Annotated in this window: 19 protein-coding genes, 1 tRNA gene and 1 pseudogene; 12 read left to right on the top strand and 9 right to left on the bottom strand. The window is 61.0% G+C overall.

Annotated elements, in window-relative coordinates; genetic code table 11:
- Window positions 1-105 precede the first annotated feature (105 nt).
- From ACD590_RS18885 to ACD590_RS18860, 6 genes and pseudogenes are all read left to right on the top strand, one after another.
- A pseudogene (locus ACD590_RS18885) lies at window positions 106-627 on the top strand (GNAT family N-acetyltransferase); the annotation flags it as partial.
- 94 nt (window positions 628-721) lie between these two features.
- Window positions 722-1,768 carry an ABC transporter substrate-binding protein gene (locus ACD590_RS18880; RefSeq protein WP_018446068.1) on the top strand — a complete coding sequence of 349 codons (1,047 nt, stop codon included), beginning with the start codon at window positions 722-724 and terminating at the stop codon, window positions 1,766-1,768.
- A gap of 379 nt (window positions 1,769-2,147) precedes the next feature.
- Entirely contained in the window at window positions 2,148-3,092 is a 945-nt protein-coding gene (locus ACD590_RS18875; protein ID WP_018243556.1) for a Bug family tripartite tricarboxylate transporter substrate binding protein, read from the top strand.
- Window positions 3,089-3,580 carry a tripartite tricarboxylate transporter TctB family protein gene (locus ACD590_RS18870; RefSeq protein WP_439003154.1) on the top strand — a complete coding sequence of 164 codons (492 nt, stop codon included), beginning with the start codon at window positions 3,089-3,091 and terminating at the stop codon, window positions 3,578-3,580. Before ACD590_RS18875 ends, ACD590_RS18870 begins: the two co-directional genes overlap by 4 nt.
- Before the next feature lie 88 nt (window positions 3,581-3,668).
- Entirely contained in the window at window positions 3,669-5,186 is a 1,518-nt protein-coding gene (locus ACD590_RS18865; RefSeq protein WP_047622425.1) for a tripartite tricarboxylate transporter permease, read from the top strand.
- A gap of 262 nt (window positions 5,187-5,448) precedes the next feature.
- The gene (locus ACD590_RS18860) at window positions 5,449-5,619 is read left to right on the top strand and encodes a hypothetical protein (protein ID WP_012758966.1); all 171 of its coding nucleotides are present in this window, start codon (window positions 5,449-5,451) and stop codon (window positions 5,617-5,619) included.
- 69 nt (window positions 5,620-5,688) lie between these two features.
- On the opposite strand, the gene ACD590_RS18855 is transcribed toward ACD590_RS18860, so the two are convergent.
- The gene (locus ACD590_RS18855) at window positions 5,689-6,780 is read right to left on the bottom strand and encodes a DUF475 domain-containing protein (protein ID WP_439003153.1); all 1,092 of its coding nucleotides are present in this window, start codon (window positions 6,778-6,780) and stop codon (window positions 5,689-5,691) included.
- A 352-nt stretch (window positions 6,781-7,132) separates the two neighbouring features.
- On the opposite strand from ACD590_RS18855, the gene ACD590_RS18850 reads away from it, so the two are divergent.
- On the top strand, window positions 7,133-7,363 hold the full coding sequence (locus tag ACD590_RS18850) for a hypothetical protein (RefSeq protein ID WP_018243551.1): 231 nt from the start codon (window positions 7,133-7,135) through the stop codon (window positions 7,361-7,363).
- Window positions 7,364-7,422: 59 nt separating this feature from the next.
- Window positions 7,423-7,605 carry a hypothetical protein gene (locus ACD590_RS18845; RefSeq protein WP_439020942.1) on the top strand — a complete coding sequence of 61 codons (183 nt, stop codon included), beginning with the start codon at window positions 7,423-7,425 and terminating at the stop codon, window positions 7,603-7,605.
- A gap of 57 nt (window positions 7,606-7,662) precedes the next feature.
- On the opposite strand, the gene ACD590_RS18840 is transcribed toward ACD590_RS18845, so the two are convergent.
- Window positions 7,663-8,175 (bottom strand): MgtC/SapB family protein, encoded by a 513-nt coding sequence (locus ACD590_RS18840; protein ID WP_439003152.1) that lies wholly within the window; start codon window positions 8,173-8,175, stop codon window positions 7,663-7,665.
- A gap of 234 nt (window positions 8,176-8,409) precedes the next feature.
- On the opposite strand from ACD590_RS18840, the gene ACD590_RS18835 reads away from it, so the two are divergent.
- Window positions 8,410-9,135, top strand: a complete 726-nt coding sequence (locus ACD590_RS18835; RefSeq protein WP_112906667.1) for a hypothetical protein — start codon at window positions 8,410-8,412, stop codon at window positions 9,133-9,135.
- A gap of 156 nt (window positions 9,136-9,291) precedes the next feature.
- On the opposite strand, the gene ACD590_RS18830 is transcribed toward ACD590_RS18835, so the two are convergent.
- From ACD590_RS18830 to cpdR1, 5 genes are all read right to left on the bottom strand, one after another.
- Entirely contained in the window at window positions 9,292-9,786 is a 495-nt protein-coding gene (locus tag ACD590_RS18830; RefSeq protein WP_026230610.1) for a hypothetical protein, read from the bottom strand.
- Between the two features lie 442 nt (window positions 9,787-10,228).
- Window positions 10,229-11,272, bottom strand: coding sequence for a porin (locus ACD590_RS18825; RefSeq protein ID WP_112905131.1), 1,044 nt, complete (start codon window positions 11,270-11,272; stop codon window positions 10,229-10,231).
- Between the two features lie 554 nt (window positions 11,273-11,826).
- Entirely contained in the window at window positions 11,827-12,021 is a 195-nt protein-coding gene (locus ACD590_RS18820; protein ID WP_018446075.1) for a hypothetical protein, read from the bottom strand.
- A gap of 183 nt (window positions 12,022-12,204) precedes the next feature.
- Window positions 12,205-12,279: transfer RNA gene (locus ACD590_RS18815), tRNA-Val, on the bottom strand.
- 84 nt (window positions 12,280-12,363) lie between these two features.
- Window positions 12,364-12,726 carry a response regulator CpdR1 gene (gene cpdR1 / locus ACD590_RS18810; protein ID WP_003542883.1) on the bottom strand — a complete coding sequence of 121 codons (363 nt, stop codon included), beginning with the start codon at window positions 12,724-12,726 and terminating at the stop codon, window positions 12,364-12,366.
- 187 nt (window positions 12,727-12,913) lie between these two features.
- On the opposite strand from cpdR1, the gene ACD590_RS18805 reads away from it, so the two are divergent.
- Entirely contained in the window at window positions 12,914-13,795 is an 882-nt protein-coding gene (locus tag ACD590_RS18805; protein ID WP_011653502.1) for an N-formylglutamate amidohydrolase, read from the top strand.
- A 276-nt stretch (window positions 13,796-14,071) separates the two neighbouring features.
- Window positions 14,072-14,845, top strand: coding sequence for a histidinol-phosphatase (gene hisN / locus ACD590_RS18800; protein WP_018243544.1), 774 nt, complete (start codon window positions 14,072-14,074; stop codon window positions 14,843-14,845).
- Window positions 14,846-14,884: 39 nt separating this feature from the next.
- On the opposite strand, the gene ACD590_RS18795 is transcribed toward hisN, so the two are convergent.
- Window positions 14,885-15,859, bottom strand: a complete 975-nt coding sequence (locus ACD590_RS18795) for an alpha/beta fold hydrolase (protein ID WP_018243543.1) — start codon at window positions 15,857-15,859, stop codon at window positions 14,885-14,887.
- Between the two features lie 426 nt (window positions 15,860-16,285).
- On the opposite strand from ACD590_RS18795, the gene ACD590_RS18790 reads away from it, so the two are divergent.
- Window positions 16,286-16,756 carry an Hsp20 family protein gene (locus ACD590_RS18790; protein ID WP_018243541.1) on the top strand — a complete coding sequence of 157 codons (471 nt, stop codon included), beginning with the start codon at window positions 16,286-16,288 and terminating at the stop codon, window positions 16,754-16,756.
- Window positions 16,757-16,919: 163 nt separating this feature from the next.
- Here the strand turns inward: ACD590_RS18790 and ACD590_RS18785 are convergent, their stop codons facing one another.
- Window positions 16,920-17,969, bottom strand: coding sequence for a bile acid:sodium symporter family protein (locus tag ACD590_RS18785; protein WP_018243540.1), 1,050 nt, complete (start codon window positions 17,967-17,969; stop codon window positions 16,920-16,922).
- Window positions 17,970-17,994 lie beyond the last annotated feature (25 nt).

Genomic DNA, 17,994 nt, shown 5'->3' with positions numbered 1-17,994 from the left:
GCTTTGCCTGGGAAAACCGCTTCACACTTTTCCTGGAATTGCTCTAATCCGGCCTTCGATCTCCACTGCGCAACAGGATCGTGATAGAAGGGCGGGGATCGGGAGGTTGGGCGGATGGGAGAGTTGACGATCGAACTCGCGGAAAGCCCGACGGAGGTTGCCGCGGTGCGGGATCTCTGCCGATCATTCCGGCAATGGCTCTATGACAACTACCCCCAGCATCGGCCGGTAGTCGATCTCTATTACAATCCGCAAAAATTCGAGGCGTTGCTCGCCGGCCTGCCGCAGATTCACGAAAGGCCGAAGGGTGCAATCTTCCTGGCGCGGCTTGATGGAGAGCCTGTTGGCTGCGTCATGCATCAAGAGCAGGCGCCGGGCATTGCAGAGATGAAAAGGCTTTTCGTCTCGGCGGCGGCACGCGGTCACGGTGTCGCTGCGGCACTCTGCGAGGCATCGATGGCAAAGGCAAAAGCCGATGGTTATCTCTCGATGCGGCTCGATACCGGCATTCTGCAGACGGCAGCGCAGGGGCTCTATCGCCGCCTCGGCTTTCGCGAACGGGATGCCTATTATCCGGTCCCGCCGGAACTCGAGCAGATCCTGCTCTTCTTCGAGTGCGATCTCTGATCCCGCAAAACAGGCACGGGGCCACCGTCTGGTCGGCGCCCTTGCTCCTCCCGGCGCGCTCGGGCATTGTTGCTGCATGAGGAGAGTTTTCATCTTGCTGCTGGCGCTCTGGCCGGGCTTTGCCCTGGCCGATCAGGTGTTCTATCCGGCAAAATCCGGCAATGCCGATGCGCCGGTACTGACGGTTTATTCCTCGCTCGACGAGCCGTTGGCGCAGCCGATGATCCGGGGTTTCCTGGAGGCCAATCCCGATGTCGCAGTCAAATACGAGGACATGCTGACTGGCGACATCTACGACCGGATCGTCAAGGAGACGGATGCCGGCAAGAAGACGGCGGATTTTGCCTTTTCCTCGGCGATGGACCTGCAAGTGAAGCTTTCCAACGACGGATATGCGCAGGTCAGCAACCTGCCGATGAGCGCTGCATGGCCGAAATGGGCGAACTGGCGCAACACCGCCTATGCGCTCACCTTCGAGCCGGCGGTGTTCGTCTATCACAAGCCGAGCTTTGCGCATGAGCCGGTGCCGAGCTCGCGGGCTGAATTCGTCGATTATCTGAAGCGCAAGGGCAACGAGGTCTATGGGCGGATCGGCACCTACGATATCGAGCGCTCCGGCGTCGGCTTTCTTTTCATGGCGCGCGACCAGGAACAGTTCGGCGACATCTGGTCGGTGATCGGGGCGATGGGGGCTGCCGGCGTCAAGCTTTATTCAACGAGTTCGGCGATTCTCGAACGCGTTGCCGACGGGCGCTTCGTGCTCGGCTACAATATTCTCGGTTCCTATGCCGCCGACTGGGCCTCGCGGTATCCCGATGTCGGCATCGTGCTGCCGAAGGATTATACCGTGGTGATGTCGCGGATCGGGCTGGTGCCGCAGGCGGCCGCCGAGCCGGAGCTCGGGCGACGCTATCTCACCTTCTTCATGTCGAGGGAAGGGCAGACGATCCTGGCGCGCGAGCTGCAGATTCCGGCCGTGAGCCCCGAGGTCGCGGGGGAGAATACCGCCAATACGCTGCAGGAACTGCTCGGCGCCCAACTTCGGCCGGTGCCGGTCAGTCCCGGGCTGATGGTCTATCTCGATCAGGTGAAGCGGGCACGGCTGATCGCGCACTGGAACGAGGTTCTGCGGATGCAGTGAAGGCGTCAGCTTTCGGCGGGCTGGCCCTCCTTAGAGAGCTTTGGGTCGCTGCGCCCGTAGCTCTTATCAGAAAGCCTCGCGGCCATGCTTCGCGGCGGCCAGTGGTGCTGGCCATGCGGCAGCGAAGAACCGGAATGAGACCGCCGTCCGCCAATTACGGCAAAAAAGTGTCCTGTCCTTCTGGATATCTCGCCGATGTCAGCTAAATGACAGCTTGTTGTGGTCGCTTTGGCTACTTCTTCTCCGTGGAGGCGGAGAGCTGAAGCCTTGGGAGGTATTCCGCTCGTCATTCAGGACCCTTGCGTCCGCTGGCCGGCCCATTCCTCCCGATTCCCAGAGAACAACAGGCGGTCTGCTCAGCCGCCACGGAGGACACATCGTGAAGCATACGTTCATCGCAACTCTTCTTGCCGCGACTATCGCGCTGCCGGCCTATGCGGCCGATTACACCATCATCGCGCCGGCCGCTCCCGGCGGCGGCTGGGACCAGACGGCTCGTTCGCTGCAGACCGCGCTGCAGCAGGAGAAGATCTCCGGCAACGTGCAGGTCCAGAACGTCCCCGGCGCCGGCGGCACCATCGGCCTTGCGCAGTTCAGCAGCCAGGCTGCCGGCAACCCGAATTCGCTGATCGTCGGCGGCTATGTCATGGTCGGCGCGATCCTCACCAACAAGTCGCCGGTGACGCTCAAGGATGTCACGCCGATTGCCCGTCTGACCGGCGAGTATGAGGCCGTCGTTGTTCCTGCCGCGTCCGAGATCAAGACGATGGCCGATCTGGTCGCGGCGCTGAAGAAGGATCCGGGTGCGGTTTCCTGGGGTGGCGGTTCTGCCGGCGGCACCGACCACATCACCGTCGGCTTGATCGCCAAGGCTTCCGGCGTCGATCCGACCAAGATCAACTATGTCGCCTTCTCCGGCGGCGGTGAAGCGCTCGCCGCCATTCTCGGTGGCCAGGTCACGGCCGGCGTGTCGAGCTATAGCGAGTTCGAATCGCAGGTGAAGTCAGGCACGCTCCGTCTTCTCGCCGTATCCAGCGACAAGCGTATCGACGGCGTCGATGCCCCGACGCTGAAGGAAGCCGGCACCGACGTCACCATCCAGAACTGGCGCATGGTCGCCGCAGCCCCCGGCCTGTCGGCCGAGCAGGTGGCAAGCGTCACTGCCGATTTCGAGAAGCTGCACAGCTCCGCAACCTGGCAGGAAACCCTGAAGACCAAGGGCTGGGCCGACACCTATCTCTCCGGCGATGCCTTCAAGGCGCAGCTCGAGAAGGATGTCTCCGCCACTGAAGGCATTCTCAAAGATATCGGACTTGTTCAATGAGCGAGGACAACACCTCCTCGGCGACCGAGCGCCGCCCTGATTGGGCGGCGTTCATCATTGCCGTTTTCCTGTTCGTCGTCGCCGGCGTGATGGGCTGGGATGCCTTGCATCTGAAAACGATCGCGCAGTACGACCGCATCGGCCCGGCAACAGTGCCTCAAGTGGTGGCGTTCGGCCTCTTCTGTCTCGGGATCTGGACTGCCTTCGAAGCCTGGCGCGGCGATTTTCCCGAACGTGACCGGCAGGAAGTCGCACCCGTCATCTGGATCGTCGCCGGTCTTGCCGGCCAGATGCTGCTTTTGCGCGTCGCCGGCTTCTCGATCGCGACCGGCATCCTCTTCGCGCTGACGGCACGCGGCTTCGGCAAACGCAAGCTATGGATCTCGCTGCCGCTTGGCATAGTCCTCAGCTTCGTCGTCTGGGCGATCTTCTCGCAGCTGCTGCAACTGACGCTGCCGGCCGGCCCGCTCGAACATCTGTTCTTCTGACCGCGCGGACGCGCTGTCAGCTCTTTTGATTTTGCGCGGCGCCTGACCCCGAAATCGGATGGTCGGGAACGCCGCTTGGGACACCAAGATGAGCACATTCGAATTCCTATGGCAGGGTATCCTGGTTGCGATGCAGCCGATGAACCTGGTTTATGCGCTGGTCGGCGTGACGCTCGGCACCGCCGTCGGCGTGCTTCCCGGCATCGGCCCGGCCCTCACCGTGGCGCTGCTATTGCCCGTCACCTACAAACTCGATCCCGGCGGCTCGCTGATCATGTTCGCCGGCATCTATTACGGCGGCATGTATGGCGGTTCGACGACCTCGATCCTGCTCAACACGCCGGGTGAAAGCGCCTCGATCGTCACCGCGCTCGAGGGCAACAAGATGGCGCGCGCCGGGCGCGGCGGACCGGCGCTGGCGACGGCGGCGATCGGCTCCTTCGTCGCCGGCCTGATTGCGACGCTCGGGCTTGCCTTCATCGCTCCCTATATCGTCAAACTGGCGCTGGTCTTCGGGCCGCGCGAATATTTCGCGTTGATGGTGCTTGCCTTCGTCACCGTCTCCTCGGCCTTCGGCGACTCCGCCTTGCGGGGCCTGACCTCGCTGTTCATCGGCTTTGCGCTCGCCATGGTCGGCATCGACCAGCAGACCGGGCAGGCGCGACTTTCCTTCGGCATCCCCGACCTGCTCGACGGTGTCGAGGTGACGACGCTGGCGGTGGCGATGTTTGCGATCGGCGAGACGCTTTATATCGCCGCGCAGGGCAACCGGATCGCGGAGAAGGTCGAGGCGGTCAAGGGTTCGCTCTGGATGACCGCTGAGGACTGGTCGCGCTCGTGGAAGCCGTGGCTGCGCGGCACGTTGATCGGTTTCCCGATCGGTGCGATGCCGGCTGGCGGCGCCGAAATCGGCACCTTCCTCTCCTATGCCACCGAAAAGCGGCTGGCGAAGAACCCGGAAGAGTTCGGCCATGGCGCAATCGAAGGCGTGGCCGGTCCTGAGGCGGCGAACAACGCCTCGGCCGCCGGCACATTGGTGCCGCTTCTGACACTCGGCCTGCCGACGACGGCGACGGCGGCGATCATGCTCGCCGGCTTCCAGCAATACGGCCTGCAGCCGGGGCCGTTGCTGTTTGCCACCAATCCGCAGCTCGTCTGGGGACTGATCGCCAGCCTGCTCATCGCCAATGCGATGCTTTTGGTGCTGAACCTGCCGATGATCGGGCTCTGGGTGCGGTTGCTGACCATTCCAAAGCCGTGGCTCTATGCCGGCATCCTGCTGTTTGCGACGCTTGGGACAATCGGCGCCAATCCATCGGTGTTCGAGCTCGGCATGCTGCTCACTTTTGGCCTGCTCGGCTATGTGATGCGGCTCTTCGGCTATCCGATTGCGCCTACCGTCGTCGGCCTGATCCTCGGGCCGCTTGCCGAACAGCAGCTGCGCCGGGCGCTGGCGATCAGCCAGGGCGATGTGACGACGCTGGTGATGTCGCCGATCGCGGCGGGTCTGCTCATCGTTGCAGCCGCCGCCTTCCTCATCCCGCTGATTCTGCGGCTGCGCGGCAGGGGCCAGGTGCTGTCGCAGCTGGCGGCAAACGAAGACTAGCGCATCGGCCCGAAATCGGAATCGATTTTCGGAAAGCACGATGCGCAGATTTCAAAGTGTTAGAGCGTCCTTTGTGCGTCCGAAAGGACGCACGGCGGTCTAAGAAGAAAAAGACGACCCACCCCCTCCCTCGAGGCCGGCCATGGAGACATGTGCCGGCCTGCTGTTTTTTGCATGGCTGAGGTGATTTTCTGAGCATTGTGGAGGTCTGTGCGCGATGCCATCTATGAGTGGTCAATCATAGAGCAAAAGGAAAAGGACAATGTCCGCACTCCGCAATTCAATCCGTACGGGTTTCTTTGGCCGCGCATTCGCCGTCCTTGGTGCTGCAAATGCTGTCAGCGCTGCTGTCGAAGCTGGTCGCCGCCCGCGCGCCAACGATCTGACGAAACTCGGTATCGACCCAGCCTCCTTCGGTCAGGTCTCCCGCTAACACCTTCAAGCCATGCATGAATGAATTAGCCCGCAACCGGATGGTCGCGGGCTTTATTTTTGTCCGTAATCAGGCGTGAAGCTCCTCCTGCCGGGCGACGTGACCCTCGACCTTTTCGCGCCTGTTGTGGCGGATGGATGACCAGAGGGACAGGCCGATCAGTGCCGCGCCGCCGAGGCCGGTGATGACTTCGGGGATGTGCACCATGGTCTGCGCATACATGATCACCGAGAGGATCAGGATGGCGTAGAAGGCGCCATGTTCGAGATAGCGGTATTCGGCAAGCGTTCCCTTCTCCACCAGCATGATCGTCATCGAGCGCACGTACATGGCGCCGATGCCGAGGCCGATGGCGATGACGAAGAGGTTCTGCGTCAGCGCAAAGGCGCCGATGACGCCATCGAAGGAGAAGCTGGCGTCCAGCACCTCCAGATAGATGAAGGCGCCGAGGCCGCCCTTGGCGGCCGCACTCATCGTCTGCTGCGAGGCATCGAGCAGCCCGCCGACCACCTCGACCGCGAGGAAGGTGAGCAGGCCGTAGATGGCGCAATGGACGAAGACGGTAGCTTCCTCACCGCCGATCAGCCAGGAGAAAACTAGCATCAGCGCCAGCACGAAGGCGATCTCGATACCCTTGATGGTGGCGGAACGCGCCATCATCTTTTCAAGACCGCCTATCCAGTGCACCTGCTTCTCGTGATTGAAGAAGTAGTTGAGCCCGACCATCATCAAGAAGGTGCCGCCGAAGGCTGCGATCGGCAGGTGCGCGTCGTTCATGATGCGGGCATATGCGGCCGGCTCGCGGGCGGCAAGCACCAGAGCATCCCAGGGGCCGATCTGTGCCGCGATCGCGACGATCGCCAGCGGGAAGACGATGCGCATGCCGAAGACGGCGATGATGATGCCCCAGGTGAGGAAGCGCTTCTGCCAGACTGGCGTCATCTCCTTCAGCTTGTTGGCGTTGACGATGGCATTGTCGAAGGAAAGCGATATCTCCAGCACTGCAAGCACCGTGCAGATGAAGAAGACGGTCGCCATGCCGCCGATCGTGCCGGTCGTCTGCCAGCCGAGCACGGCGCCGAGAACGAGGCCGAGGGCAGTAACGATGAAAGCCCAGCGGAAATAGCTGAGCGAAGATTTATGGGTCACGGACTGGTTCATGGCCGCACCTCGCGGCCGCAAATCGCATTCAAGAGGGGTGATATATTGGAAAAACGCGACATGCCATAACGGGCATGCGGGTCAGGCATGGTGAGCTTGTTCATCGATGTAAAATCCGCCGGCTTAGCTGCAGGCGGTACCGACATCACGAGAGCGCCGTAAAACTCTCGCCAGAGGGGCCCGGCACCAAAGTTCCCCCGTCAGCCGATGTCTGGAAGGCTGCAGGATAGGCTCTAGGTAATGAGCTTCCCGGGCCAGTCAAGGCCGACAGGCATATCGAGATTGGGTAATTTTTTTGGAACCATCCTGATGCCCGTCCGTTAGGCACTGTTGAGCTTAAAAAAGGAGGCCGATGATGCACACTTCGACCCATGTTCCCGACAAGCGCACGGAGGCGTCCGACCGCATGAAGCGGGCGAAGCCAAACCGCATGCAGAAGGCGCAGGTGCTGCCGCCGCATCATGTCGATCTGACCCTGACGCCCGGCGTCTATCACGACATTCACGTGCCGGCCCATGTTACCGGCGCAGACCTTTCCAAGGGTGGTCCCGACATCAAAGGCAATGCTGACACCAAGAAATAACGGATATTCCGGAGGCCTCTTTGGCGCTGACGGTAGATTTGAAACAGGGTGAGGAACATATGACGATCGACTTTGTGCCCCGCGAGATCTTCATCCGGCACGAAAGTGAATGGCAGGCCGTACGCGAGGCGGCGGACGAGCGCATCAATATCGGCATCGGCGAACGCCAGAAGCCGCTTTCGTCCATCGGCGGTACGGCATCGGTTGGGAAAAACGATCCTTCGGCCGCACGCTCCGAATGACCAGCAGACAGTCACACTGATACGAACGCCCGGCATGATGCCGGGCGTTTTGTTTTTCTATTGATGGTCATCCCGATCGATACGCTGTCCGGAGTTAAAGCCGAACCGTTGCTCGAGCTTACCGAAAGCGAAGAGCACACAGATGGCGGCGAGCGTCGTGAAGAAGGCGATCGGCCAATAGCCGAAGCCCATGGCGAGGCCGATCGCGCCGGAGAGCCACATGCCGGCGCCCGTCGTCAGCCCGTGCACCCGACCTCTGGCAAAGACGATCATGCCGGCGGCGAGGAAAGCGACGCCGGCGGTTACGGCTTCGATGACACGCAGCGGATCGATACGCACCTGCTCGTCATCGGCGAAACCCGGCATGTGCACTGCCTCGATCGAGATGATGGCAAAGAGGGCCGCAGCAAGACTGATCAGAATATGGGTGCGGAAGCCTGCCGGGCGGTCGCGTGCCTCGCGCTCGAATCCAATCAGTGCGCCGAAGACGATGGCGCCGAGCAGACGAGCGAAGATGACCGGATAGTGGATGCGCGACGCCGGTATCATGTCGGCGATGATGAGTTCCATGGATTTTTCCCCTAGAATAGATGGAATTTTTCGCTGGCTAACGTGTAAGCGCGGAATTTGTTCAGCTTTTTCCTCGTCGTGTGTTTCAGGCGCCGCACGGGCCCCGCCGGTGCGCCCCGGCGCTTTCCTGTCATTGGAGGAAAAGATCGCCGAACCAGGCATCATCCTGTCGCCGCGCCAACCTTTCGGAAAGGATTGGGCAGCGATAATCCCGGCCTCACGGGAATCGGACAGATGGCCAAGACAGCGACACGCGGCCGCCGCAAGGCGCCGGCCAGAGGAAAGAGCAAAGCGCGCAGCAGCGGTGGCGGATTGCTGCCCTGGGCGGTGATCGGCATTGCCGCGATCGGCGGCATCGTCGCTCACGACCATTGGAAGAGCATCCAGCCGATGCTTGCAAGGCAATCGGCGCCGATCACGCGGGAAACGGCGGAGCCGAAACCCCTCGTCAGGAAGGACGTGCCGCCGAAGCAGGTGGCGCTTGCCGCACCCACGCCGGAAGCCGTATCGCCGGTGCCACAGTCGCAGCCGCTGCCGCCGGCCGCGATCCCGACGCCGATGATCCAGCCGATAAAGGCAGTGCCGTCCCCGGCCTCTCCCGCCGTTTCGGAAACCGGGAGGGTCGCTTTCGGTTATTGCGGGCAGGGCGCCCATATCAATTGCGTCGGCGATGGCGGCGTCTTCTGGTACAAGGGCGAGAAGATCGTGATCGCCGACATGGCAAGCCCTGTCGTCGACCAGGCCCGCTGTGACGGCGAACGCAGGGTGGCCTTTGCCGCCAAGTCACGGCTGCTGGCACTTCTGAACGCCGGACCGTTCACCATGAATGCCGCAGGCAAGACCGAGTCCTCAGGCGCACCGCGCGTCGTCTCGCGCGACGGGCGCTCTTTCGGCGCGCAGCTGATCAATGAGGGACTGGCACGCAAGCCGGGGGCTGCCGGCAGCGCCTGGTGCGCCTGACGGCAATTGAAAATGCTACAGCGTCCTTTGCGCGTCTGAAAAGACGCGCGGCGCTGTAGAGCATTTCCATTCTCGAATGCACGGAAAAGCTCTCGCTTTGTTTTCAGGCGATTCCCGACGCAAAACCGCTGCGCACTTTTGCTGGAGTTGCTCTGGCTATTTGCCTTTTTTCACCAGCTTGCCGCCGGTACGGAAGCTGCCGGTGAAGGAGGAGTCCTTGCTTTCTGCGGTGCATTCGATCGCAATCGGCTTGCCGGCATAGGGATTGCCGAAGGTGCAGAAGCCGGCAACCTTGACCTCCCCGGTCATCTTGTTACCGACACCCGTGGTGACGAGGCTGAGCGGCAGGCGGGCATTGCCGTTGGAGGCGGGCTTGATGCCGCCGCCGTCGCCCTGGAAGCCGAGCGCCTTGCCGTCCGAAGTGAAGATGAAGGTCACCAGGCCATTGACCAGGGTGACGCTGGCAAGCTCGTTCTTGCAGCCCTTGGTGGCGTCGAACTTGGCGACAACAAGCTTGGCGCATTTGCCGGAAAGCGTGATGACGCCAGGCGCGCCGGGAAAGGTCTCGGCGGGTGCGGCCGGCGCGGCAGAGGCCGGCAAGGCGAAGGCAGCGGAAAAAATTGCGGCGGCGGCAAGCGCGGATAACTTCATTTCGATCTCAAAACCCCATGTCCTGTCGAGGCGAATCACCACCTCATCCTCGGTTCGCCATGGCATGGCTCTGTGTCCGAATTTGGCTCCATTATTCCAGGGGGACAAAAATTCGTCGGCTGCCGGGCTCGCTCGGCGATCGGCGGCAGGTGAGTCAAAAGTTGGTTGAGCCTGCTGGTTACAGGGTCCAGCAATGACATAGGCTGCCGGACATCGGCAACGAACCGATGTGACGCGACAGTAGCAAGGCGCTCATCGCGCGCCTGCCATCTTGGACGCACTTCTGGTCAAGGGGAATGGGCCCAGGCAGGGAAGTCCAGGCCCATTCTTTCCCGATCGGAGGTCAGTCAGATCAGGAATTTGTAGCTGCCGGTCCAGAGCATGATGCCGAAAAGTGTGAGCGGTTTTCGGACGACATCCTGTTCTAGCCGGCAGCCTTTTATCAGAACGCGCGCTGCAGGCGGAAGTAGCCCGAGGTTACGTCTTCAGCATTGTCCGGATCGAGGTACTGAACCGAAACCTTTGCCGAGAGGTTTTCAACGATCTGGTAGTCGATCGTTACGCCGGCCTTCCAGGCGTTAACGTCGTCGTTGAACTCGCCAGCAGTGATGCCGTAGTTGTCGTAGTACTGAACGGCCGGGGTGATCTTCAGCTTGTCGGTCGCCTTGATGGCGTATTCTGCAGCGATGGCCCATTCAGCCTTGTTGTAATAGGCGTTCGGGTTGGTCGCGTAGACGACTGCGAGGCCGAGCGTGCCCGGACCGACAGCAACCGTACCCATGGCGCGGACGGCACCTTCTTCGTTGTCGGTGTCGTAACCAGCAGTGATCTGGTAGCTGAATGCTCCAGCCTTGCCGCCGAGGCCGACTGCAACGCCGAAGTTGTTGGCGGTTTCGCCATCATAGAACGGGCTGTCTTCCAGCTCGTCAACGCTGATGCCAGCGTAGAAGGCGTCGGTTTCGTACTGATAACGGATAGAGTTGTGCAGCGTTACCGGAGAACCGATATCGTCCGTTTCGCCGGAGAGACCATCGTCCCACCAGGAGTAAAAGAGACCAGCGCGGAAACCTGCGATGTCGATGTAAGCAGAGTCCAGCTGGGCCTTCTGGGCAGAAGCGTTGTCAGCATTGAACTGCATGACGATGACGCCGGTCAGCGGACCATATTCAGTGTCGCTCTTGGCCGTAAACTGAACCTGACCGCGCGTACGGGCATCCCAGTCCGAGTCGTTGGGGACAGAACCACCGCCGGCGGCGCCGATCGAGCTGGCGTTCGGAGCAACGTCAACCTGGAAACGGACGTAGCCGTTGATCTTGAGGCAGGTTTCGGTGCCGGGGATGTAGAAGTAGCCGGTGCCGTAAGCGTCGCAGACGCGAACGTATTCAACCGGTTCCGGCTCGGCAGCAACGATAGCGTCGGCAGCCTGAGCGCCGGATACTGCTGCAAGTGCAGCAGCGGAGCCGAGAAGAAGGCTCTTGATGTTCATGGAATAACCTCCAGTTCAGATGCAAGAGGATGAAGACCGTCTGCGCTCGGCAGTCCCTACGTGTCTTCACCCCGTGTGACCGAAGCGGCACCTTTTTGGCTCGGTGCCTGCCTCGCCGCGGAAATTACATAAGGGATGTTGCGCCGCAATAACGATATCAATCATGACAGAAGGCTGTCGTGGCTATGTTGCTGAAATCACACGCATTTTGTCATAATCCCGTCATCTGTCCGTCACAAAGCTCGCGCTTCCGAATGCTTGAGCAACGAGGGGCTGAACTTCGGCAACGGTATGCAATTGATGATCGCGTGAGCACGTCCTCATATGCGAAAACGCCATCGCTGCAATCTGCACGAATCGGACAAAGCCGAACAATGCCCCGGGACATACCGATGTCGGGCCACAGCTTCTCACCGGCAGTGATCGGTGACTGGCGAATGTCGCCTCGACGGGAAGCAACGAAGACGCGCTTTTGCTGGAACTGCTCAATTTGCCCTCTTTCACCAGCTTGCCGCCGGTCGCTCGGGCGTCGAACGGGGAGAGCAGTCGTCTCGCTAGGGATTTTTGAAATCGTCCCAGAGGATCGCTACCCCAGCCGCGAAGATCGTGATCGGAATCAGCCAAAACTTGATGCTAATGGGTTCGACGACATGAAACTGCATATAACCGAAACCGAGGAGGCCAGCCGCAACCAGGGCGAGGCCGAGGATTATGGATATCGCTTTCCGTGTCCGCGTCCTTTGCGTCATATGTCCCCCTATTTCCCCGTGTGGGGCTATCCCACAGCCATTGAATCCGGCCCGGATCATGGTCGAGGACCAATCACGCGCAAGCCCTCGCTCCGCAAAGCGCTGGATCTGGAGCGCCTGCCAGGCTCAGGAAGCAGAAAATCCCCAAAGCGGGGATTTGTCAACAATGTCAGGGAGATCGGATGGTGGGCGTGACAGGGATTGAACCTGTGACCCCTACGATGTCAACGTAGTGCTCTCCCGCTGAGCTACACGCCCATCCGATGGCGGCGCATAGATCACAAAACCTTCGGAGCCGTCAATAGGCTTTTTTCAGTTTTGTGACGCGCCGCCCGGCAAGCCTTACGCGGCAAGCATCTTGTTGACCTCATCGACGAGATCGCGCAGGTGAAAAGGCTTCGAAAGGACCTTGGCATCCTTCGGCGCCTTCGAATCAGGGTTGAGCGCCACCGCGGCAAAACCGGTGATGAACATCACCTTCAGGTCGGGGTCGAGCTCGGTGGCGCGTCGCGCCAGCTCGATGCCGTCCATCTCGGGCATGACGATATCGGTCAGCAGCAGGGAAAACGGCTCCTCGCGCAGCCGGTCATAGGCGCTGGCGCCATTGTCATAGGAAAGGACCTTGTAGCCGGCCTTTTCGAGCGCTTTCACCAGGAAGCGGCGCATGTCGTTGTCGTCTTCGGCGAGAAGTATCTTCTGAGTCATCAATCCAGACCGCGATCCATAGGTTTTTGGTGGGCTGCCAGCCGTTTACACTAGTCTTTACCCGGTAAACAACCGGTGAATTGTCTGTGCGTGACCGCCATCCCTCCTACATAGTATGGACTTGCGGCCGGGCAACTGGCAACATGGGCCAAGCAGTCAGTTCATGACATGGTAAAGAGGGCCGAAAGTGCCGGAAATACGCGAATACGAGCTTTTTGAGGTCCATGAGCCCGTGTCGCAGACCATTCCTTTCGTCTACAACTCCCCCCATAGCGGCCGCATTTATCCACCGGAATTTATCGCTCAGTCCAGGCTTGAGGGCATCGCCATCCGCCGTTCCGAGGATCACTATGTCGACGAGCTCTTCGGCTCGGCCGTCGCACTCGGCGCGCCGCTGCTGGCAGCCAACTTTCCGCGCGCCTATCTCGACGTCAATCGCGAGCCTTATGAGCTCGATCCGCGGATGTTCGACGGGTTGCTGCCGCCCTATGCCAATGTCAATTCGCTCAGGGTCGCCGGCGGGCTCGGCACCATTCCGCGCATCGTCGCCGAGAACATGGAGATCTATGCGCGGCGCCTGCCGGTGCAGGAGGGGCTCGACCGCGTCGAAGCGGTCTACAAGCCCTATCATGCGGCGCTTCGACGGCTGATCGCGCGAACGCATGTGCAGTTCGGTTTCGGCGTGCTGATCGACTGCCACTCGATGCCCGGCAATGTGCGCGTCGCCGGCAGCACTGCGCGACCTGATTTCATCATCGGTGATCGCTACGGCACCAGCGCTTCGGCCGAACTTTCGCGCGCTGCCATCGCCATCCTGGAGGAAATGGGTTTTGCTGCGATCCGCAACAAGCCCTATGCCGGCGGCTTCATCACGGAACATTACGGCCGCCCCTCGCGCGGCCTTCACGCGCTGCAGATCGAGGTGAACCGGGCGATCTACGTCGATGAGCTGACTCTGGAGAAACGCGAGGATTTCGCTGCGGTGGCTGATGCGGTCACGGACTTCATGCAGCAGATGGCGGAATATGTTGAGAAATTTGCCGGTGAGCGGGCGCTGGCCGCCGAATAGATCTCTTTTTCGATGTCGCTGACGTCTGGCCTTCGTCTTCCCGGCCAAAAAAAACCGCGCTTGTGAGCGCGGCTAAGTCTAGGGAGGAAACACCCAAGGAGGGTATTTACAGTCAGAAGACTGTATGGAGACGCTACTATTGCATTGCACAAATGTCAAGCAATATATTGCGCTGCGATATCTTTGGGCAGTTAGAGCCAAATTGCCTGCTGCGTTTGCATTCCCATTGCTTTTCGCTATGAAAAGCGCCACTCCCGCCAGCCAAACGGATCCATCATGTTTCCTGACCGTTCGTTTTTCAACCGCCTGGCGGAAGCCGCCCGAGCCGAGACGCTGCCGCGCTTCCGCTCCGGCCTCGATGTCACGAACAAGCTTTCCTCCGGTTTCGATCCGGTGACGGAAGGTGACCGGGCGGCCGAACTCGCCATCCGGGCGCTGATCGAGGAGAGTTTCCCCGGCCACGGCATTCTCGGCGAGGAACATGGCAATGTCGGGCTCGACCGCGAATATGTCTGGGTGATCGATCCGATCGACGGCACTCGTGCCTTCATCTCCGGTGTGCCGGTGTGGGGAACGCTGATCGGCCTGCAGAGGGATGGCAGGGCGATCATGGGCATGATCGAGCAACCCTTTACCGGCGAGCGCTATTTCGCCGACCAGAACGGCTCGATCTATACCGGGCCGGAGGGCGAGCGGCGGCTGGCGACGCGCCAGTGTGATGCGCTTTCGAACGCCATCCTGTTCACCACCTCGCCGCATCTCTTTGTCGGCGAGGAGATGGAGAAATACCGCGAGATCGAGAGCCAGGTGCGGCTCTTCCGCTACGGCTGCGACTGCTATGCCTATGCGTTGCTTGCCGCCGGCCATATCGATCTCGTCATCGAAAACAGTCTGAAACCCTATGACGTCGGCGGCATCATTCCCGTCATCGAGGGGGCAGGCGGCATCATCACCACCTGGGACGGCGGACGGCCTGAGAACGGCGGCTCGATCATCGCCGCCGGCAGCCGGGCGGTCTACGAACAGGCGATCGCCGTTCTGCAGCGGTGATCCCGCCGTGCTGATTCCGCGGTCAGCAATGCTGGCCGGTCATGTGCCGAGGGCGGCGACTTCTTGGTTTTCTTCGGCATCGCTGCCGGGAATGAAGGCGTGGAAGGCCGCAAGGGCGGCAGCGCGGTAGATATCGCGCTCCTGGAAGATCTCGTGGCGGGCGCCGTTGATCGGCACCAGCTGGCCGGCGCGGAAATAACGCGAAAGCCGCTCCTGCGCCGTGTAGGGCACGACACCGTCACGCGTCGGGGCGATGACGATGGTCGGGATGGTGATGGAAAAGAGATGGTAGGGCGAGGTGACCCGGTCCATCGTGCGAAAGGCCTCGATCAGCCAGCGGGCCGTCGGCGGCCCGAGCGTCAGTTCCGGATGAGCCCTCATCATCGCAACATTGCGCTCGAACCGGTGTTCGTCCGAGGTCAGCGGATTGTCGCTGAAGTTCGGCTCCTTCAGTTTCGAGGTCAGCGGCAGAAAACCAAGGCCGAGGGCCGTCAGCGTGCCTGCAAGAGCGCGGATGACGCGAGGCGAGACCGATTGGCCGGTCAGGCCGATAAAGGGCGCCGACAGCACCATGCGATCGATACGGGTGGTGAGATAGGGCGCGGCCGACAGCGCAATCAGGCCGCCTGTGGAATGCGCGAGCAGATAGAAGGGCAGGCGGGTATCCGGCAACACCACCCTTTCGAGGAAGGTGTCGAGATCACGCTCGTAATCGACGAAGCGGCGAATGTGGCCGTGGTTGCGGCTCTTCAGCAGCCGCGGCGAACCGCCCTGGCCGCGCATATCGAAGGTCGCGACCCAGAGGCCTTTGGCCGTCAGGTCGCGGATCGTCTCGAAATATTTCTCGATATATTCGTTGCGGCCATGCAGGATGACGACCGTGCCCTTGGCGACCAGAGCGCTCGAGCGGAAGACGGCGTAACGCAGCTGGTGGCCGTCATGGGTTTCGAAGAACCCCTCCGTGCGGTTTTCCGGGGCGGGATTGTCGGGCGTCGAATAGAGAACCTGATCCATGACTTTGCCAATGCGCCGCTGCTGACTGCTTCGCCTTCAGGGATAGCGCACGGCATCCGGATTGGAAAGCGGTGGCGCTCGCAAGGCCGGCTGGAGGAAAAGGGCCGGCAGGAGCATGAGGGTGCTCGCGGCCGGCCGAAGTTGAGGCTGAAGAAGAAGGGACGGATGCACTTCAGCCATCGGGACCAGATTCACCCGACGCGGAAATTTCTAGGCGAATGTGCCTGAACGCGCTCCGAACCGGTCGTTCATGCGGGGTTCACGGGCTGATCAAGGCGATTCCGAAAAGGTCTTGAACTCCTCGAATCCCATCACCATCTCCTTTCTGCGGGTGCCGAACAGGGCCCGCGCAACCGTCCCAAGGCCGCCAAAGATGGGGTCTCAGGGGCACTTCATCGCAACACGTCGCTTCCACAGGAGGACATCATGCGTCACGTAGACTTCTCTCCCCTTTATCGTTCGACCGTCGGTTTCGACCGGCTCTTCACCATGCTCGACAGCCTTGCCCAGCCGGAGCAGGCGCAGACCTATCCGCCCTATAATATCGAGCGCACCGGTGAAAACACCTATCGCATCACCATGGCGGTTGCCGGTTTCGACGAGACCGAACTTTCGATCGAAGCCCATGCCCATGTCCTGTCCGTGAAGGGTGAAAAGAACGAGGAACCTGCCGAAAGCGGCGAATTCCTCTACCGCGGCATTGCCAAGCGCGCCTTCGAGCGCCGCTTCCAGCTTGCCGACCATGTCGAGGTGATCGCCGCTTCGCTGAAGAACGGCCTGCTGCACATCGACCTTCTGCGAAATATTCCCGAGGCCATGAAGCCCCGCAAGATTACGATTGCTGCAGAACCGGTCGAGGCTCCGAAAGCCATCGAAGCGCAGATCATCAACGGCTAATCAGATCCTTATCGGATAAAATGAACGGCGCTCCTATGGGGCGCCGTTTTTTGTTTCGGCTTGAAGCGCGTCGCGATCTTTCAGATTCGCTCATCGCGCTTTAGCTCTTATTTTTACGCATGTCGTTGTCGCAAAACCGCTGCACAGTTTTGCGCGACATGCTTCATGCCGGGCTGGCGGCTTCGTCGATTTCCTTGTCCGTTGCACGGCGGGCCGCGGCGGCGGCGTATTTCTGGGCGATGACGGCGCAGACCATCAGCTGGATCTGGTGGAACAGCATCAGCGGCAGCACGATCGCGCCGATCGACTGGCCGGCGAAGATGACGTTCGCCATCGGTACGCCGCTCGCGAGGCTCTTCTTCGAGCCGCAGAAGGTGATGGTGATCTCGTCGGCCTTGTTGAAGCCCAGCCAGCGGCTGCCGAACATCGTCAGCACCAGGACAATCGCCAGCAAAACCATGTCGGCGACGATGACGACGGCGATATCGGCGATCGAAAAGGTGTGCCACAGGCCCTCGACGACCGCCGTGCTGAAGGCGAGATAGACGACCATCAGGATCGAGCCGCGGTCGACAGGCATCAGGATCTTCTTCTTGGCGCGGATCCAGTCGCCGATCCAGGGCTGCAGGATCTGGCCGACAATGAAGGGGGCAAGCAGCTGCAGCAGGATCTGCTCTAATGCATCGAAGGAGAAGCCGCCATGGCCGCCGACGGAAAACAGCAGGCCGACGAGCAGCGGTGTCAGGAACATGCCGAAAATGTTGGATGCCGAGGCCGAGCAGATGGCGGCCGGTACGTTGCCGCCCGCCATCGAGGTGAAGGCAATCGACGACTGCACCGTCGACGGCAGCACGCAGAGGAAGAGGATGCCGAGATAAAGCGGCTGCGGCAGGATCGTGTCGGGGATCAGCCCGAGCGCCATGCCGAGCAGCGGGAAAATGCCGAAGGTGGTCAGCAGGATGACGAGATGCAGGCGCCAGTGCAGCAGGCCTGATATGACGACGTCGCGCGACAGGCGCGCGCCATGCAGGAAGAACAGCAGCGCGATGGCAAGGTCAGTGGCGATACCGAAATAATCCGCGAATGTGCCGCTTGCCGGCAGCAACGACGCGAGGATGACGGTGCAGACGAGCAGGATGGTGAATGTATCGGGCAGAAAGCGGCGCATGGCGATCTCGCGGCGTGATAAAACAGTCATTGTTCTGTCGTCCATTATGATCCAGGATGCAAGGAATAAC

Source organism: Rhizobium sp. 862_C5_N1_2 (genome assembly GCF_051811205.1).
In the GTDB taxonomy this organism is placed as follows: domain Bacteria; phylum Pseudomonadota; class Alphaproteobacteria; order Rhizobiales; family Rhizobiaceae; genus Rhizobium; species Rhizobium leguminosarum.
Note: the sequence above shows the minus strand (reverse complement) of the source record. Positions and strands in the feature narration are given on the sequence as shown.